Source organism: Faecalicatena orotica, assembly GCF_003149245.1.
Taxonomy (GTDB): domain Bacteria; phylum Bacillota; class Clostridia; order Lachnospirales; family Lachnospiraceae; genus Faecalicatena_A; species Faecalicatena_A orotica.
In genome coordinates, this window is the sequence record NZ_QGDL01000016.1 from 1 (window position 1) to 17,116 (window position 17,116).

At 42.8% G+C, this 17,116-nt stretch carries 17 protein-coding genes and 1 tRNA gene; 3 read left to right on the plus strand and 15 right to left on the minus strand.

What is annotated here, in order from left to right; translation table 11 throughout:
- Positions 1 to 262 precede the first annotated feature (262 nt).
- The 4 genes from A8806_RS21415 to A8806_RS21430 form a co-directional block, all read right to left on the minus strand.
- Positions 263 to 350: transfer RNA gene (locus A8806_RS21415), tRNA-Ser, on the minus strand.
- A 146-nt stretch (positions 351 to 496) separates the two neighbouring features.
- Positions 497 to 1,213 (minus strand): lysophospholipid acyltransferase family protein, encoded by a 717-nt coding sequence (locus A8806_RS21420; protein ID WP_109733219.1) that lies wholly within the window; start codon positions 1,211 to 1,213, stop codon positions 497 to 499.
- Positions 1,214 to 1,338: 125 nt separating this feature from the next.
- A complete protein-coding gene (locus tag A8806_RS21425) occupies positions 1,339 to 1,893 on the minus strand; it encodes a Fe-S-containing hydro-lyase (RefSeq protein WP_109733220.1) in 555 nt (184 codons plus the stop codon).
- An 86-nt stretch (positions 1,894 to 1,979) separates the two neighbouring features.
- Positions 1,980 to 2,825 carry a fumarate hydratase gene (locus A8806_RS21430; RefSeq protein ID WP_109733221.1) on the minus strand — a complete coding sequence of 282 codons (846 nt, stop codon included), beginning with the start codon at positions 2,823 to 2,825 and terminating at the stop codon, positions 1,980 to 1,982.
- A 147-nt stretch (positions 2,826 to 2,972) separates the two neighbouring features.
- On the opposite strand from A8806_RS21430, the gene A8806_RS21435 reads away from it, so the two are divergent.
- Positions 2,973 to 3,440: a C-GCAxxG-C-C family (seleno)protein gene (locus A8806_RS21435; protein WP_109733222.1), complete on the plus strand. Its 468-nt coding sequence runs from the start codon at positions 2,973 to 2,975 to the stop codon at positions 3,438 to 3,440.
- A gap of 3 nt (positions 3,441 to 3,443) precedes the next feature.
- On the opposite strand, the gene A8806_RS21440 is transcribed toward A8806_RS21435, so the two are convergent.
- The 6 genes from A8806_RS21440 to A8806_RS21465 form a co-directional block, all read right to left on the minus strand.
- On the minus strand, positions 3,444 to 4,160 hold the full coding sequence (locus tag A8806_RS21440; RefSeq protein ID WP_242996220.1) for an RDD family protein: 717 nt from the start codon (positions 4,158 to 4,160) through the stop codon (positions 3,444 to 3,446).
- Entirely contained in the window at positions 4,141 to 5,118 is a 978-nt protein-coding gene (sppA, locus tag A8806_RS21445; RefSeq protein ID WP_109733223.1) for a signal peptide peptidase SppA, read from the minus strand. Before sppA ends, A8806_RS21440 begins: the two co-directional genes overlap by 20 nt.
- Positions 5,119 to 5,227: 109 nt before the next feature.
- A complete protein-coding gene (locus A8806_RS21450; protein WP_181368820.1) occupies positions 5,228 to 6,703 on the minus strand; it encodes a DUF4153 domain-containing protein in 1,476 nt (491 codons plus the stop codon).
- A gap of 35 nt (positions 6,704 to 6,738) precedes the next feature.
- On the minus strand, positions 6,739 to 6,951 hold the full coding sequence (locus tag A8806_RS21455) for a helix-turn-helix domain-containing protein (RefSeq protein ID WP_109733225.1): 213 nt from the start codon (positions 6,949 to 6,951) through the stop codon (positions 6,739 to 6,741).
- Between the two features lie 10 nt (positions 6,952 to 6,961).
- Positions 6,962 to 7,414 (minus strand): DUF2975 domain-containing protein, encoded by a 453-nt coding sequence (locus A8806_RS21460; protein WP_109733352.1) that lies wholly within the window; start codon positions 7,412 to 7,414, stop codon positions 6,962 to 6,964.
- 291 nt (positions 7,415 to 7,705) lie between these two features.
- Positions 7,706 to 9,706 carry a leucine-rich repeat domain-containing protein gene (locus A8806_RS21465; RefSeq protein ID WP_109733226.1) on the minus strand — a complete coding sequence of 667 codons (2,001 nt, stop codon included), beginning with the start codon at positions 9,704 to 9,706 and terminating at the stop codon, positions 7,706 to 7,708.
- Between the two features lie 185 nt (positions 9,707 to 9,891).
- Here A8806_RS21465 and A8806_RS21470 point away from each other — a divergent pair, with 185 nt between their 5' ends.
- On the plus strand, positions 9,892 to 10,614 hold the full coding sequence (locus tag A8806_RS21470) for a LytR/AlgR family response regulator transcription factor (RefSeq protein WP_109733227.1): 723 nt from the start codon (positions 9,892 to 9,894) through the stop codon (positions 10,612 to 10,614).
- On the plus strand, positions 10,611 to 11,954 hold the full coding sequence (locus A8806_RS21475; protein ID WP_109733228.1) for an ATP-binding protein: 1,344 nt from the start codon (positions 10,611 to 10,613) through the stop codon (positions 11,952 to 11,954). Before A8806_RS21470 ends, A8806_RS21475 begins: the two co-directional genes overlap by 4 nt.
- 20 nt (positions 11,955 to 11,974) lie before the next feature.
- Here A8806_RS21475 and A8806_RS21480 read toward each other — a convergent pair whose 3' ends face one another.
- From A8806_RS21480 to A8806_RS21500, 5 genes are all read right to left on the minus strand, one after another.
- Entirely contained in the window at positions 11,975 to 12,931 is a 957-nt protein-coding gene (locus A8806_RS21480) for a D-2-hydroxyacid dehydrogenase (protein WP_109733229.1), read from the minus strand.
- A gap of 20 nt (positions 12,932 to 12,951) precedes the next feature.
- The gene (locus A8806_RS21485) at positions 12,952 to 13,890 is read right to left on the minus strand and encodes a transketolase family protein (RefSeq protein WP_109733230.1); all 939 of its coding nucleotides are present in this window, start codon (positions 13,888 to 13,890) and stop codon (positions 12,952 to 12,954) included.
- On the minus strand, positions 13,883 to 14,731 hold the full coding sequence (locus A8806_RS21490) for a transketolase (RefSeq protein ID WP_109733231.1): 849 nt from the start codon (positions 14,729 to 14,731) through the stop codon (positions 13,883 to 13,885). Before A8806_RS21490 ends, A8806_RS21485 begins: the two co-directional genes overlap by 8 nt.
- A 61-nt stretch (positions 14,732 to 14,792) precedes the next feature.
- Positions 14,793 to 15,701, minus strand: coding sequence for a hydroxymethylglutaryl-CoA lyase (locus A8806_RS21495; RefSeq protein WP_109733232.1), 909 nt, complete (start codon positions 15,699 to 15,701; stop codon positions 14,793 to 14,795).
- Positions 15,702 to 15,723: 22 nt separating this feature from the next.
- Complete coding sequence (locus A8806_RS21500; protein WP_109733233.1) at positions 15,724 to 16,917, minus strand: CaiB/BaiF CoA transferase family protein; 1,194 nt, start codon at positions 16,915 to 16,917, stop codon at positions 15,724 to 15,726.
- Between the last annotated feature and the right edge of the window lie 199 nt (positions 16,918 to 17,116).

Here is a 17,116-nt window from a genome sequence, read left to right on the forward strand (position 1 = left end):
AAGAAATTTTCAAGGGTTTGTTGTCTATTGTTTAATTATCAAGGTACTTTTTGTCGTTTGCTGTCTCTCGCGAGTCAGCTTAGATATAATATCATTTCTCATATACATTTGTCAACAGTTTTTTTAAATTTTTTCAACTTTTTTTCAAATGCTTTTTTTGACACTATATTTAGTGGACAAAGTGATGTTTTCTACTACATTTTCGGCAGGGCCTACATGCAAAAACTACTGGTTTTGCCCAGTAGTTCTGGAAAACATCAAACGGAGAAAGAGGGATTTGAACCCTCGCGCCGGTTTCCCGACCTACACCCTTAGCAGGGGCGCCTCTTCAGCCTCTTGAGTATTTCTCCTGATTCTGAATAATACCTGCCTTTTCAGCAGGACATTATTAAATTCTACCTATTGAATAATTGCTTTCAATTAAGTAAGCACCAACAGTGCAAAATTTATTATACTAAACTGATCTCTTAATGTCAACGCTAAAATTGCAACTTTTTCATTTTTTCTCATTTTTGTCAATTGTATCCTGTATCTTATCATGGACAAGGGCTGCAATCTCAGGTGTTTTCATATCTTTATAGTCATCATAATATAGAGGTTTCAGGAAATGTACCTGTACGGTAACCTTACTGATCGTATTCGTATCAAATGGTTTAAATGAGTCTATCAGTGCAACCGGCACGATTGGACACTTTGCTTTTGTGGCTGCCTTGAAACTTCCGCCTTTAAATTCTCCAATTCGGTTTTCATTTTTAGAACGGGTGCCTTCAGCAAAGATCAGATAGTTTCTACCATTTTTCACTTCATTAGATACATCAATAATAACCTGCATAGCCTGACGTACGTTTTCCCTGTCAATCATATATGCTTTCATGCATGCAAAAACCTGTTTTAAAAACTGGATATTCTTAATTTCTTTTTTTGCAACGACAGAAAAAGGCCTTGGACAGGCTTCTAATATTGCAAGTACATCATATAAGCCCTGATGGTTTGGAAAAAACATATATCCATTTTCTTTCGGAATATTTTCGATACCATGCGTTTCTATACGGACATTTCCGCCCTTATTGGCACGGAGTACAATAAACTTTAGGAGGTCATACTGCTCATCCTCAGTATATTTTTCCGTATGAGATGCATGATAACACAAGCGGCACCACATATAAGGCACCAGCAGTATATTTCGAAATACCATCAGTAGTATACGTTTCATTACATTTTCCTCTCAGATCCTATTCTTTCCAAAATAAATAATAAATAAACATTAATATAGAAATATTTTGCATTTCAGGTATGTCCATGCCGGCACAGCTCAAGCTGGTCCGGCATACACAAAAATTACTGTTCCGTACAGTATTCTTTAATGGCGGTCTCGTACAGGTTGTTTCCTTCACTGTCGATTACGACAATTACAGGAAAGTTTTCTACGGTAAGTTTTCGGATTGCCTCTGTCCCCAAATCATCATAGGCAATCACCTCCGAATTTACAATACATTTTGAAAGCAATGCTCCGGCTCCGCCGACTGCTGCAAAGTAGACACATCCATTTCTTATAATCGCATCGATCACTTCCGGGCTGCGCTTTCCTTTTCCTATCATAGCGCCAAGTCCGAGATCAAGCAGCTGCGGTGCATACTTGTCCATGCGGCTTGCTGTGGTCGGTCCGGCAGAACCAATCGGACGTCCCTCTCTGGCCGGGGATGGCCCCATATAATAAATCACCTGGTCCTTTATATCAATTGGCAGATCTCCGCCCTCGGCAAGAATATCATACATCCTCTTGTGCGCGGCATCACGTGCCGTATAGATTGTCCCTGTAATATACACATAATCACCTGAATGAAGCGATTTTGAAGTCTCCTTCGTAATAGGTGCCGTAATATGTTTGTCCATATCAAAGATTCCTTTCTGGCTAAATTTTGAGAATATTCTGAAAACGAGAGGCAAAAGGGTCTGACCCCTTTTCACACGTTAATATGCTAAACTTCCCGGACGATGTGTCTGTTTACATGGCAGCATATGTTGACTGCTACCGGCAGGCCGGCTATGTGGGTCGCGTAGGTATTGATGTTGACAGCGAGTGCTGTTGTTGTTCCGCCGAGGCCTCCCGGGCCGATTCCTAGGCTGTTGATACGGCTTAAGAGTTCTTCTTCCAACTCTTTTACATATTCTATGTCAGAATGTAAGCCTACTTCGCGTGTTAGTGCTTCTTTTGCCATGATTGCGCTTTTTTCAAATGTACCGCCGATTCCGACCCCTACTACCATTGGCGGACAGGCATTGGGGCCTGCGTCTTTGACTGCTGTGAGGACTGCGTTTTTGACGCCTTCGATTCCTTCGGCAGGTTTTAGCATGAAGATGCGGCTCATGTTCTCGCTGCCGAATCCTTTTGGCGCTATTTTTATCTTTACTTTGTCTCCTGCAACGATTCTTGTATGTATGATGGCAGGAGTGTTATCCTTAGTGTTTTCTCTGATCAAAGGGTCTTTAACTACGGATTTTCTTAAATAGCCCTCTGTATAGCCCTGACGCACGCCTTCGTTAACCGCGTCTTCCAGCAGGCCGCCCTCAAGATGGACATCCTGTCCGATCTCCAGAAATACTACTGCCATTCCTGTGTCCTGGCAGATCGGAATCATTTCTTCTGCTGCAATCTTCAGATTCTCCTGAAGCTGCTCCAGTATCTGTTTCCCGAGCGGCGCTTTTTCTTCCTGTTCTGCTTTTTTCATGGCTGCGTCCATATCTGGTGACAGGTAATGGTTTGCTTCGATACACATTTCTTTTATGTTCTTTGTAATTTCTCCAACATTAATTGATCGTAACATGGCTCCTCCTGATGACCTTATATTTATAACTTTTCTTATTATAATATAGTTTTTAAAAAAAGAAAATAGTGGTATAGTAAAGTTGGCCTGAAAATACAGGTTTTTCTTGTAAGTAAAGTGATTATTTGATCAGGAGGTTCATTCATAATGGGAAAAAATTATAATACTGAGATTAATATGGAAGAATTGCAAAAAGATGCTGTTGATATTTTCCATTCCGGCTTTGCCTGTTCAGAATCTATTGTATATGCAATCCGAAAACATTTTCAGCTGGAGCTTTCTGATGACGCGATCGCCATGAGTTCCGGCTTTCCCTGGGGACTTGGCGGCGGAGGATGTATCTGCGGTGCACTGGCGGGCGGAACGATGATGCTGGGATATTTCTTCGGACGTACAGAACCCGGCGACCCGAAGATTCATAAATGCTTCGAGGTCTGCCGGGAACTGCATGATGACTTTTGTAAACACTGCGGGGCCTCCTGCTGCCGGGCGCTGACACGGGGAATGGAGAAAAATTCTCCGGAAAGAAAGGCGCAGTGTACAGATTTTGTTTCTTTCACAGTAAAGAGGACCGCTGAAATTATTCTCGCGAACGCAGAATCTATTAACAGATAGCAGCTACGGCTGATTGTTCCTGTCTTCCTGCGAAACAGAGAAAGGTGCATCCGGCGGTGTATTCTCATTGCATGCCGGAGGTACATCCATCTGCGGAGGTACAGGCGGCGGTACAGGTCTTTGCGGCTGCACTGGCCTGTATTGCTGCACCGGCTGCCGGTAAACCGGGTATACCTTTACTTTCCTGCCATACACCACCCGCGTATCACACAGGAAATCATGAAGGCCCCTTTTTTCCTTATCGATCCCGATCATGATATATCCGATTCCAAGGATGATCCCGCTTAAAAACCTTCCGACCGTCTCCCTGTATACAACATTTAAAAATGACAGTTTCTTTGTCTCATCCGCGTGTATGACCCTGAGGTTCATTGCACGCTTTCCAAGTGTCGTTCCTGTGTAGTAGGTACATAAGATAAAATACAATACCTGGGCCGCATACAATACAATATCTTTCAGCGTATATTGAAAGAGGATACGGCCGCTGAAAAGTTCACCGTCAAACACAGACATTCCCATCCACATGACAAACCGTACGACGAGAAGTCCTGAAAATACAACGATGCTGTCTATTATATAGGCACCCAGACGAACCCAGAAACCTGCATATGTGTTCTCTGCCCTGCCTTGTTCCGGATGGGGTCTGCCTGTATTCCCCTGAAACGGCGGAGTACCTTCTCTCATGCCCTCGTTCGGGATATTACTGCAGTTGTTCTGCATAATACATCAGCCCTCCATTCGCCTTTTCTTCAGCAAGTTCCGTGAGTACCTGTGCCTCAGACTTAGGTGTAGCTTTTTTTACTTCGGAAAATAGTGAAGCCAATACGGAATCGGCCGACTTTGGTTCATAATAATAATATGTGTTTAATTCCTCACTCATTTCGGCTGTCATCTCTTCAAAAGAAGAAATCTCATCGATCAGGCCATTTTCCAAAGCCTGATTTGCAGTGTATGTCCGGCCGTCTGCGAGCTTCTTCACCTCTTCCACTGTCATACCCCTGCCCTCAGCCACAATTTCGACAAACCGTTCGTAAGCTTCATTTACCTGACTCTGGTAGATTTCAACCTGTTCGTCCGTCATTTTAGAGGAATCCTTGTTGGTCCCACTTGTAATGCTGACATACCGGATTCCAAGCTTTTCGTACAGGCCGCTCATGTCATATCCAGACATAATGACACCTATCGATCCGGTAACCGTGTTGCGGTTTGCATAAATCCTGTCCGAATTCATAGACACATAATAGCCGCCGGAAGCCGCATAATGTGACATGTAATCCCAGATCGGACGGCCGGTGCTCTCTTTATACTCCGCCAGCTTCTCATACAGCTCATCTGACTCATAAATCGTACCGCCCGGGGAGTCAACGTAAAGAAGAATTCCTTTGTTGTAACCGTCTGCCATCAGGTAGTCAATATAATCCAGTGTTGTGATATGCTGATATCCTTCCGCCGCTTCAAAAAGCGAAGTCGATGTCTGCTGCTGGATCGTACCCTCAACTCTGACGACAGCAATGTAGTCGCTTCTCGGTGCATCGAATCTAACACCCCCGGCCAGAAGCTTTTCCGCAGTCTCTGCTGCCCTGCGCTCTGCCGATACGTTTGTAAAAACACTGATTACCCCGGTCACAATAAATAGTATAACCGCGATAACCAGGCCACCTATCTGTTTTTTATTCATCCAAACTGCCTCCTGCCTGTGTGGTATAGTGCATTAATAACTGCCTTTAACATCATTATATAGGTAATGCACCCCTTAGGCAATGAGTTTTCTCTTTAATCTTTCAGGCTTATAATGGATGTTTCATATACTCTCTGGCCGCCTTCTTTGCCTCTGAAAGTGAATAATTCCATGATCTTAAGGTCATCTCCCTGTCCAGAATATTCTGGTAATAATCCGTGATGAGCTGCTTATAAGAAACATCTTCAATTCCCCCCTCAGGTACAGCCACCCTGCTGCCCATCTTAGCAATCAGCGGGGCCGCATCCAGAGAACCTGTGTAAATATGCTGGAGGAGGTCCTGCTGTGAAATCTGCTCCCATTTTGACAGATTATATTCTGCCGCTGCTTTATCGACTCTTACAAAAGAAAGCCCGATATAGCTTACCGCTACGACTGCCATGATATACTGGAACAGCCGGAACTGCTTCCTTAGGATACTCCTCATAACGCCAAACATGATCAGCAGAAGCACGCCGAGGAACCACAGGACGAGGATTCTAAGAAATGTAAGATGATAGGCTTTCACATAGAGCACCATCCTGTAAGCGGCAGAAAGAGTCATGATGCAGGTGCAGACTGAGATCGTCATCAGCAGGATTTTCAGAATCTTATTTTCAGGAAATATGCTTATGCAGATCAGAACGGTGACAAAGTTAATCAGGCTGACCGCAAGGAGCTGCCAGAAGCCCGAATTTGCATACTGTGAATACGTGACCCCCGCCGGAAGCCCGCTGTCCAGTCTGAGAAACAGGAACAAAATCTGGATCGCAGAATAGAAGACATAGATTGCTGCCAGTATTCCTGCAAAAGTGATTCCAGAAACAGCATTAACCTTTCCTTTTACAATATCTGTTCTTTCCCTGATTACATACCCCGACATACCTGAAAGAAACGCATACATCAGGATAAAACCAAGAAAAAATGTTAGGATAATCCCCCATTCAGCGCCAAAATGAACCGGCCTGAAAAGTTTCATAACAATCGTCCCGAATACTCTGTCTGAATACACAAGAAGTGGGAGAACGACAAACAAAATTGCTGCCGCAACACTGGCTCCCGCCAAAACAGGTTTTAAATAGGTACTTTTTTCCTTTTGTTTCCTTGCTCTTTTATATCTCATTCCATGAATAAATGGGTCACAGACCGAGATCATAGTCCTTCCTGTCAGAATCAGCAATGAGACTATATAATGCTGAAAACTCCAGCCGCTGTCCTCATTGAGCTGCTGCAGTACGGCAGTCAGAAGGAGAAGAAGAATCCCCATCCAGTTAAAAAAATGAAAGAAGATACTGGTCGTCAAAACTGTAGAAATTCCGAGCAGCATCATCCCCGCCGCATACAGCATAAATTCTTTTTTCACAGTAATCCCCATACGTTTTAAGAACAGCACCGTAGTCACAATCGTGCCTGCTACAAAAAGAGGAAATGTAATCCCTGACAGGTTCTTATACAGACAGAATGTGAAAACAATCCCGTAAATCCCGCACAGACAGCCTGTGAAAATGTAATTCTCTTCCAGTTTATTGATTGATAAAGTACCCATATAACAACTCCTTCCCGGCATGCATACCGCCCTGCCTACTCTTCGTCTTCCACATACTCCAGAATATCACCAGGCTGGCAGTCCAGTGCCCTGCAGATCGCATCCAGCGTCGTAAAGCGGACCGCTTTTGCCTTATTGTTTTTCAAAATCGAAAGATTCGCCATTGTAATATCTATTTCTGACGCAAGCTGGGTAACGCTCATCTTTCTCTTTGCCATCATTACATCCAGATTTACTATAATCGCCATACCGCGCCTCCTAAATTGTCAAGTCATTTTCTTCTTTAAAGCGGACCGCCTCCTGAAAAACACAGGACAGCACATGGCTGAATATCCCCGCAATAAAAAAGGTCAGAATAATAACAAAAGTGGCCAGCGTAGGCAGAAAGAAAATTTTTAGAATAAATAATACTGAAATCACCAGACTCACCTTTCCCATCAGCTGTAAACTGCTGACATTTTCAGTTACGAAACAATTCTGGTCCCGAACCGTCTTCATCATCCTGCGCAGCTGGTATACGATCGTGAGACCGCATATTCCAGATGCTCCAACTACAAACAGCATCGGCCAGAACTGTTTTGTGATGTCACTGTCATAATAATCTCCTGCCAGCTTTAACAAAAACGGGAGTCCGATCAGGACAACGATCCCTGCGTAAAACATAAGATTTAAAAACATACTCGTAAACTTTATTAACTTTTCATGACTCATATACTTCATATCCTTTCCTGAATATAAATCACTTGTAACTGTTCAGGACCATGAACAGTTACAATCACTTTATAATTTTACTGCTTCCTTTTTCTGGATTATATCACTTGCAGTCATGAATTTCAATATATTTTTATTGTTTATCAATATATTTTTATTATTTTAGAATAAATACAGATTATGTATGGGACGGGGGATAGGCTGACATGCAGTAAAAATTCACAGCAAAAAACCTGCTGGAACTTGTAATGTCCCAACAGGCCTTTTAGCTAATAACTACTGCATCCGTTATTACTTGTCTTTCATATTCTTTTTTCTTTTCATGCAAATAAATATACCAGCTATTGCAAGCGATAAAGCACTCAGGTTCACAAGCATTCCTGTATCACTGATGTCCCCGGTTTTTACGCTTTTCACGCTTTTACCTGTACTGCTGTTCTTCTTGGAATCATCATTTTTAGGCATACCCTCCTTTTTAGGTTCGCTTTTCTTAGCAATTGTAAACTTCTTAATCTCTTCCAATCCCATATAATTCATAGTCTCTTCAACAGATGCTTTCATGTAAAATGTTCCTGCCTTATCCGGCACTTTGTCTGTGAAGTTCCCGTTCTTCGAATCGCTGTATGTAAAAATCACATCTCCATATTTTGCACTCCCGGACGGGGTATTTGCTTTTTCTCCATATGTCCAGCCTTTGATGGCCGGGGCGCTAATCCAGCTGTTTGCTGCCTGTGATACTTTAAATTCTCTGATATCTTTTAAAGGCGCGTAATTTTGTGTCTCTTCAACGGATGCCTTAAGATACCATGTTCCTGCCTTATCCGGCACTTTGTCTGTGAAGTTTCCGTTCTCCGAATCGCTGTATGTAAAGATCACGTCTCCATATTTTGCACTTCCGGACGGGGCATTTGCTTTTTCTCCATATGTCCAGCCTTTGATGGCCGGGGCGCTGATCCAGCTGTTTGCTATCTGTGATATTGTAAATATTTCAGGTTCAGAGGAAGCCCCGTTGTTAAAGGTATCCTCCTTCAATTGGGCAGTCACTCTGTATGTTCCTGCATTCTTTGGATTTTCTGTGATTAAATTCCAGACATCACCTTTGTATTCTTCATATACAAACTGCACGTCCCCCGTGCTGCCTGAAATACTTACATCGTTTTTTGATAAACTCACTTCTGTACCGTCATAAATCTTATCGAGTTTTTTCGTTATTTCCACACTGCGGTCAAGCTTTGTAATATTAAGATTTACTTTTACAGTCAGCACCTCTGGTCCTTCAGCGCTTGTTCCACATGCATATTCATACATAAAAAATTGTGCATTGTCTAAGGTAACAGTATTTCCTTCAAGTTTTCCGCCTTGTATCATTTCTACTTTATCTAGATCGATTCCGGGAATTTTACTTGTGATATCAAATGAATTACCAGTTACATCTATTGTGGCTGGCAGGATAGGGTTTATAAGCTTTGCATTTAAATTATCATTATTCCCGATATTCAGCCATGTAAGAGGTGTATTATAACAAGTTAGTATTTCCAGTTTTGTATTATTACTTACATCAAGATTTGAGATTCCTGTATTATTGCATCCCAGTTCTCTTAAATATTTATTACCGCTTACATTTATATCCGTTACAGCAGTCCTCCCGCAAAACAGCCTTACTAGTTTTTCGTTATTACTAACATCCACTTTTGCTACATTTGTAATCTCACAATTCAGAAGTAATAACTCCTCATTATTACAAACATCTATAGCATCGATACCTGTGTTGTAGCAGTACAAATTAGTTAGTTTTATATTCTTATCAACTTTTAATTCCTTTATTTTTGTATTATTACAAGTCAAATATAAGAGCTCAGGAAAATGACTTACATCCAGACTAATGATCCCTGTATCATTACAGATCAGATACTTTAATGAAGTAAAATTTTCTATTCCAGTTAAATCATATATATTTTTATTGTATGCTACACTAATGTCAGTAACTTTTTTTATTTCATCTGCAGATAGAACGTCATCCTTAGGATTCTTGTCAAACTTCTTTACATATTCTCTGAATGCAGCATCCGGAAAGTTCTGTTCTGTAATTTCCACATTACCGGTGGACAATTGGCCGATACTACTGGATGCAAGATCCGGCGTTGTTTCTTCTACCCCATTTTCCTGACTGCCTTCCTGTGTTACAACTGGTGGTGATACCTCCTGTGCATAGACAACTGCCGGGCTGTTTACAGCCGTTATTATCAGTACCGCAGCCATTAAAACAGCTCTCATCCGCTTCCTGTTTTTCATAATTTCCGGTCCCCCTCTTTGAGTATTAAGTCTTCTTTTATCATAACAAATAGGCAGAAACCGACAATGAACTGGCTGAAATTTGCAGATTTTGGCCGAAAATTGCATTGTTTCATCACCATTTTTCATGTAAAATGGGGTTGACAAAAAATATTTATATTGACATAAGATAGTTAGGAGACAGTATGAAAGCAGCTATTATAGATGACCTTTTAGAATGTCAAAATGAGATCCGGGATTGTCTTCATCGTTTTTTTACAGAACATTATGCCAAAGACCCTGTTCAGATTGAAAGCTTTTTTAGTGGGGAAGAATTTCTGACAGGTTATACTAAAGACTCTTTTGACCTTATTTTTATTGACCAGTATATGCACGGGCTGTCCGGAATTGAAACGGCTGAAGGGATCAGAAAAATTGATGAGCTCGTCGTTCTGGTGTTTATTACCAACAGCCGCGAACATGCTATAGACAGCTACCACGTCAGGGCGGGAGGGTATCTGCTAAAACCATTTTCTTATGATGATTTTAAGCAGACGCTGACTCTGGCAGGCATCGCAAAGCTGAGAAATGCGAGATTCATCTCTATAGAAAATGATAAAATACTGCTGCGTGAAATTCTCTGGTGTGATTTAGACGGACATTATATACAGATCCATACAACGCAGCGGGGGATTCTGCGCTACCGCATCCCGTTCAGTACAGCGGCGGCTATGCTGAACTACCCGCAGTTTCTGACCTGCTATAAAGGATGTATGGTGAATCTTGACCATGTGGAGAAAATAGACGGGCTGCATTTTGTGCTGACAACAGGGGATAGAATTCTTTTTTCTAAAAGAGATAAAAAGAAGATTGAAAGTGACTATCACACGTATCTTTTTCAAAAAGCGAGGGAGGATGATTTGTTATGATTGATACATTCATGGTACTTTTGTTTCCCTTCCTTGATTTTATACCTTTTGCAGTGCCCCGGTATCTGATGTTCCGTGATAAACTGCGGATTCCGTTTAAATATGTCATGGTGCTGATTATAAGTGTGTCCGCGCTCAACAGCCTGTCCTTTTACTTAATTAATGCAGGCGGGTATGAGATGGCGGTACAATGGACCACCCTCATGCGCTATGTATTTATGCTCATCAATCTCACGCTTTCCTTTGCACTGATCAGAGAAAGCTTTCCAAAGCTGATGTTTACTTATCTGCTTATATTTGCATGGTCCTTTTTTGTTTTTGGCAACGCCAACTTTATTGAGAGCAGATTTTTCTGGGATTTCTCTGACCGGCACCCGTATCTGGTTTACAATATTGCCCGGGTTATCATTTATCTCATTACCTGCCCGATTCTTCTCCGGTTCTTTTCACATACGATTATGGAAGCGATGAAGATACAGGATACTGCCCTATGGAAACATCTGTGGAAAATCCCGCTTTTTTCGGCATTGTTTGGAATGCTGTACTGCTTTAATGATGATATCTATGCGTATGCAACCTGGCAATTTATCATATCCCGTTATCTGATGCTGTTTGGTACATGCTATGTCTCCTATGTTGCACTAAAAGTACTGGAATTATCTAAAAGCCGCACACAGCTGGAGGATGCTTTAAAATATGCCGACCAGAGCATAATGGCACAGAAGAAACAGTTCGACTCTCTGTCACAGCATATGGGAGCCATGCGCAAAGCCAGACACGACCTGCGGCAGCATCTGGCGGTTGTGCAGTCGTATATAGATAAAGATGACAGAACAGGCCTGAAGAATTATATTGACCTGTATAGAAGCGAGCTTCCGCCTGATATACTGGAATCGTACTGCCACAATGACGTCGTCGATGCCATTGTCTGTTACTATGCAGGGATGGCAAAAGATTATAAAATTCTCTTTGACACGAAGATTGATTATCCTGATTCCTGTCCCATTACAGAAACAGATATGACAGTACTACTGGGTAATCTTCTGGAAAATGCAGTAGAAGCCTGCCAGCGTCAGTCCTCAGGCCAGAAATTTATTAAACTGAGGATCAAACGCCACGGCAGTTCAGAATTACTGATCCTGACAGATAACAGCTGTATAATTCCTGTAACCTTTCAGGACGGCATACCCATGTCCTCGAAGCGGAAGGGAATGGGTGTCGGCGCGTCCTCTATACAAGACATTGCAGAGCGTTATCATGGTACAGTACGGTTTGAATGGAAAGAGGATGTTTTTTATGCTTCTGTGCTGCTTCAGTATGAAAATTCAGGGGATCGGTAATAAAAAAGTGATAATAATTCTTAATTTACCACATTCTGCGGAGTCCCGTGCATAAATGCTTCCAGATTCTCTACTGCAATATTCATCAGCCTCTGTCTGGATTCTTTGGGTGCCCAGCTTATATGCGGTGTTATGATACAGTTCTTTGCCCCGAGCAGCGGATTATCTCCCCTGATTGGTTCTGCAGATACGACATCAAGGCCTGCTGCATAAACTTTTCCACTGTCAAGAGCCTCCCGCAGATCCTGTTCATTGATCAGCGGACCTCTTGAATTATTCAGTATGATGACTCCATCCTTCATCTTATTGATATTCTGTTTATTAATGATTCCTTCTGTCTCCGGAAACAGGGGGCAGTGAAGGGAAATCACATCGGAAGCAGAAAATAATTCTTCCAGTCCGGCATATCTGCATGTTTCTGTTACAAGCTCTGGATTCCTGAACTTATCATATGCAAGCACATTCATTCCAAATGCCTGTGCAAGTCTGCCTGTATTCTGGCCAATCCGTCCGTACCCAATGATCCCCATTGTCTTGCCCGCGAGTTCGATCAGAGGATAATCCCAGAAACACCAGTCCGGATTATTTTCCCATCTACCTTCGTGTACCGCCTGACTATGATGTGCCGTATGGTGGCATATTTCCAAAAGCATAGCCATCGCAAACTGGCCGACTGCGGTTGTTCCATAGGTGGGAATATTGCAGACCGGAATGTTCCTCTTTCTTGCCGCTTTGATATCTATCACATTGTAGCCGGTTGCCAGAACACCGATATAACGGATCTCCGGACAATGCTTCAGAGTTTCCTCTGTTATTGGTACTTTATTTACAATAACAGCCTGTGCATTCCCAATCCTCTCTACTATATCTTCAGGGGCTGTACGGTCATATACTGTTAATTCCCCTAATTTTTCCAAATTATCCCAGCTTAAATCTCCGGGATTCTCAGTATATCCATCTAATACTACTATCTTCATATCTTTCTCCTTATTCTTTATTACTTTCTCAGGATTACTTTTCTTACAGCTTCTTTGACCGCCTCTTTGTCTAATCCGTATTTTTCCATTAATTCCCCGGGCTGTCCTGACTCTCCAAAACTATCATGAACACCAACCATTTCCAGCGGCACCGGTAGCTGTGTTACAAGGCGCTCTGCTACGGCGCTCCCCATTCCGCCTGCAATCTGGTGTTCCTCTGCCGTAACTGCACATCCCGTTTTTTTTACCGCGCTGAGTATACATTCTTCATCCAATGGCTTAACAGTATGCAGGTTAATCACCATAACATCAATTCCCTCCGCCGACATTTCTTCTGCTGCCGCTAACGCCTCATAGACCATTGCGCCATTTGCAAATATGGTTACATCTTTGCCATCTCTCATCTTATTTGCTTTACCGATTAAGAATGGACTATCAGCATCTGTAACAACCGGTACTGCTTCCCTGCCAAACCTAATAAAACACGGACCTTTCATTTCTGCGGCAGCAAGCGTTGCTTTCCTTGTCTCCTGCGCATCACAAGGAACGATTACAGTCATCCCCGGCAGTGTCCTCATGAGCGCAACATCTTCGAGAGCCTGATGAGTCGCCCCGTCAGGACCCACAGATATGCCTGCATGTGCACCCGCCAGTTTGACATTCAGATTGTTATAGCAGACTGTGGTGCGGATCTGGTCCCATGCCCTTCCGGCAAGAAATACACAATATGTAGATGCAAAAGGAATTATGCCTGTTAGTGCCAGGCCTGCTGCCGTTCCAATCATATCCTGCTCCGCAATCCCCATATCAAGAAACATTTCCGGATACTTATCCTGAATCCATACCGTTCTCGTTGATTTTGCCACATCGGCATCCAGAACCATAATTTTATCATTATTCCCGCACAGTTCCAGAAGGGCCTGGCCATAGCCATCGCGCATCGGTACTTTTTTACACATGAAAACCACCTCCATTTTCGATTTCTTTTCCCTGAATTTCTCTGATTGCCTGGGCAAGCTGCTCCATATCCGGAGGATTCCCATGCCAGATACAGTCGTTTTCCATGTAAGACACGCCTTTGCCCTTGACCGTATGAGCGATAAGCACTGTGGGCTGGTCCGTACATTTTTGGGCAGACTCAAATGCACAAAGGACCATCTCCAAATCATGCCCGTTTAATTCAATCACATTCCATCCGAAATCCCGCCATTTCTGTGCCAGGTCACCCAGTCCTTTTATATTTTCCACCCAGCCATCCAACTGGACACGGTTATAATCCACGATGGCACAGAGATTATTCAGACAATGCTGCGCCGCAGTCATAACTGCCTCCCATATCTGCCCTTCCTGAAGTTCTCCATCTCCCATCAGGCAGTATACCCTGCTGTCTATATTCTGCTTCTTTAATCCGATGGCAATTCCATTGGATATCGACAGCCCCTGTCCGAGAGAACCGCTAGAACAATCCAGCCCCGGCGTGTGTCCCCTGTGGGGATGCCCCTGAAGTATAGAGCCTAATTGACGCAATGTATCAAGTTCTCCAACAGGGAAAAATCCTTTTCTGGCCAGTACACTGTACAGGACCGGTGCCACGTGTCCTTTTGATAAAATAAACCGATCCCTCATATTCCAGTTCGGATTAAGAGGATCTATCTTCATGATTCCCCCAAAATACAGGGCTGTCAGCAGTTCCACCGATGACAGGGATCCCCCCGGGTGCCCTGAACCTGCATTGTGAATCATAGTGACAATATCTTCCCGGACTATCCGGCACATTTCAAGTAATTCCTGTTTCTCCATTCTTATCCTCCTTTATGTTTCGGCGTTGACATCTGTTCTAAATCTGATCAGTCTGTTTATCTTACTCCTGTGTGATGATACACGGCTTCTCGGGAATATGAATTTGATGTCCGCTGAAATTGCCGTCGATCTCCTTCATAGTATATTTTGCTGTTTCTAAAAGCTTCTCAAAATTAATACCTGTATCATATCCAGATTTATTCAGCATGTATACTAAGTCTTCCGAAGAAGTATTTCCCGATGCTCCCGGGGCGAACGGACAGCCGCCCAGACCTCCGACAGCAGCCTGTACACTGTCAGCCCCGTTTTCAATCGCTACATAGCTATTCAAAATCCCCATATTTCTTGTGTCATGAATATGTACATTAAATTCATCCTCCGGAAATTCAGTCTTCACTGTCCTGAACACTTTCTGTACGAGAGCAGGATAAGCCATACCGACTGTATCACACAATGTAAATGCATGAATTCCGATGTTTCTTAACTTTCCTATCAACTCCAAAAGTGCATCGACAGACATTTCACCCTCGAACGGACACCCGAATACAGTTGCAATATCCTGAGTCAGCTTCAGATCCGGATATGTATCCCTGATTTTTTTTAGCTCATTTATCGACTGTTCATGAGTCCGTTTTACATTTGCCTGATTGTGTGACACACTCAGGGAAATTACTGGGTTTACCTCCTTCAGCCCTGCTTCGGCAGCGGCACGTGCTCCGTAGAAATTAGGAACAAGCGCAAAAAAATCTATCCCCTTATATTTGTCCAGTACCGCCTCTGTAACCTCTTTCGCATCCCTCATCTGCGGAATTGCCTTTGGACTTACAAAGGAAGTTATTTGTATTTTTTTATATCCTGACTGTACAAGACCGTCTATAACTTTTAATTTTATCTTCGTGGGAATGAATTCCTTAACATTCTGAAAACCATCTCTCGGGCCTATTTCTACTACTTTTATTATTTTATTCATTCAATTACACTCCTATTTTTTGTTATATTGCCTTTTCATCCATTAATTCCTCATAATCATCATGCGACATCCCCAGCTTTTCAGTGAGAATTTCTTCCGTGTGCTGCCCCAGCAGAGGTGCCGGACGGCTGATCTCTATTTTCTTATTCGTAAACTTCAGCTGATTTCCAGTGACCTTCATTTTTCCAGCAACAGGATGTTCCAGATCCACAAACATTTCTCTTGCACCCGCGATGTGGGGGTCCTTTGCCACTCTGTCGATCGTATTGATTGGAGCGGACGGAATGCCGGCTTTCAACAGTATATCTACAATATCGTCGATCTTCCTTGTTCTTGTCCACTGCTCGATTATTGCCTTCAGCGGTTCATGATTTTCCACCCGCTTAACATTTGACGAAAACCGTTCTTCTTCAAGTTCCGAAATATTCAGAACCGTTTTCAAAAACTCATACAACTTGTCATTTCCGCAGGCTATGATTACCATGCCGTCTACTGCCTCAAACGAATCATAGGGATAAATTGCCTCGTAGCGATTACCGATAGGGGTTGGCACTCTTCCCGTGCAAAGATAGATCATGTTAATTATTTCTAAAGATGAGACCATAGAGTCTACCAGTGAAACATCGACCTTATCCCCCTCGCCGGTCTTAAGCCGGTTCACATAAGCCGCCAGAACACCGACACAGCAGCTAATTCCACCCATTACGTCTGAAATAGCGGTACCTGTTCTGGTCGGCTGCCCGCCCGGCCAGCCTGTAGTACTCATCAGTCCGCTCATCGCCTGCCCTAATATGTCATATCCCGGTCTGCTGGAATATGGGCCATAGTGTCCGAATCCTGAAACAGCGCCATATACGATTGCCGGATTTATTTTTCTTAAGTCCTCATAGCCCAGACCAAGCTTCTCCATCACACCGGGACGATAATTCTCAAGGACAATATCACTTTGTCTTACCAGTTCACGGAAAATTTCCCTGCCTCGTTCACTTTTCAGATTAAGTGTCATCCCCTTTTTATTCCTGTTCAAATTCATATAATATGCACTTTCTCCATTTACAATCGGGGCGTTGCGTCTTGCATCATCTCCTTTTCCGGGCATTTCGATCTTAATAACTTCGGCCCCCATATCAGCCAGCATCATGCCGCAGTAAGGTCCTGCCAGAACACGGGTCAGATCCAGCACTTTTACACCATCTAATAAACCTTTTCCATTCATATTTATCTCTTCCTTTCATGCTAAAATATTTTCACCTGATATATAAGCAACTTTCCTATCCAAGCATGCCAAATTCTATTTTTCCGGAATATTTTTTATGTTATAAAAGAAAAACGGATCCCCTGCTGTCATAACCAGGGATCCGCTTTACTGATTTGTTTCCATATTACTATAATTTAATGACTAATTACTGTGTATC

Coding starts and splice junctions, on each gene's coding strand:
- A8806_RS21420 (WP_109733219.1), bottom strand. CDS start 1,213: ATGAAACGTATACTACTGATGGTATTTCGAAATATACTGCTGGTGCCT.
- A8806_RS21495 (WP_109733232.1), bottom strand. CDS start 15,701: ATGAATAAAATAATAAAAGTAGTAGAAATAGGCCCGAGAGATGGTTTT.
- A8806_RS21435 (WP_109733222.1), top strand. CDS start 2,973: ATGGGAAAAAATTATAATACTGAGATTAATATGGAAGAATTGCAAAAA.
- A8806_RS21490 (WP_109733231.1), bottom strand. CDS start 14,731: ATGGAGAAACAGGAATTACTTGAAATGTGCCGGATAGTCCGGGAAGAT.
- A8806_RS21425 (WP_109733220.1), bottom strand. CDS start 1,893: ATGGACAAACATATTACGGCACCTATTACGAAGGAGACTTCAAAATCG.
- A8806_RS21485 (WP_109733230.1), bottom strand. CDS start 13,890: ATGTGTAAAAAAGTACCGATGCGCGATGGCTATGGCCAGGCCCTTCTG.
- A8806_RS21500 (WP_109733233.1), bottom strand. CDS start 16,917: ATGAATGGAAAAGGTTTATTAGATGGTGTAAAAGTGCTGGATCTGACC.
- A8806_RS21470 (WP_109733227.1), top strand. CDS start 9,892: ATGAAAGCAGCTATTATAGATGACCTTTTAGAATGTCAAAATGAGATC.
- A8806_RS21440 (WP_242996220.1), bottom strand. CDS start 4,160: ATGCAGAACAACTGCAGTAATATCCCGAACGAGGGCATGAGAGAAGGT.
- A8806_RS21480 (WP_109733229.1), bottom strand. CDS start 12,931: ATGAAGATAGTAGTATTAGATGGATATACTGAGAATCCCGGAGATTTA.
- A8806_RS21475 (WP_109733228.1), top strand. CDS start 10,611: ATGATTGATACATTCATGGTACTTTTGTTTCCCTTCCTTGATTTTATA.
- A8806_RS21430 (WP_109733221.1), bottom strand. CDS start 2,825: ATGTTACGATCAATTAATGTTGGAGAAATTACAAAGAACATAAAAGAA.
- A8806_RS21460 (WP_109733352.1), bottom strand. CDS start 7,414: ATGAGTCATGAAAAGTTAATAAAGTTTACGAGTATGTTTTTAAATCTT.
- A8806_RS21455 (WP_109733225.1), bottom strand. CDS start 6,951: ATGGCGATTATAGTAAATCTGGATGTAATGATGGCAAAGAGAAAGATG.
- A8806_RS21450 (WP_181368820.1), bottom strand. CDS start 6,703: ATGGGTACTTTATCAATCAATAAACTGGAAGAGAATTACATTTTCACA.
- A8806_RS21465 (WP_109733226.1), bottom strand. CDS start 9,706: ATGAAAAACAGGAAGCGGATGAGAGCTGTTTTAATGGCTGCGGTACTG.
- sppA (WP_109733223.1), bottom strand. CDS start 5,118: ATGAATAAAAAACAGATAGGTGGCCTGGTTATCGCGGTTATACTATTT.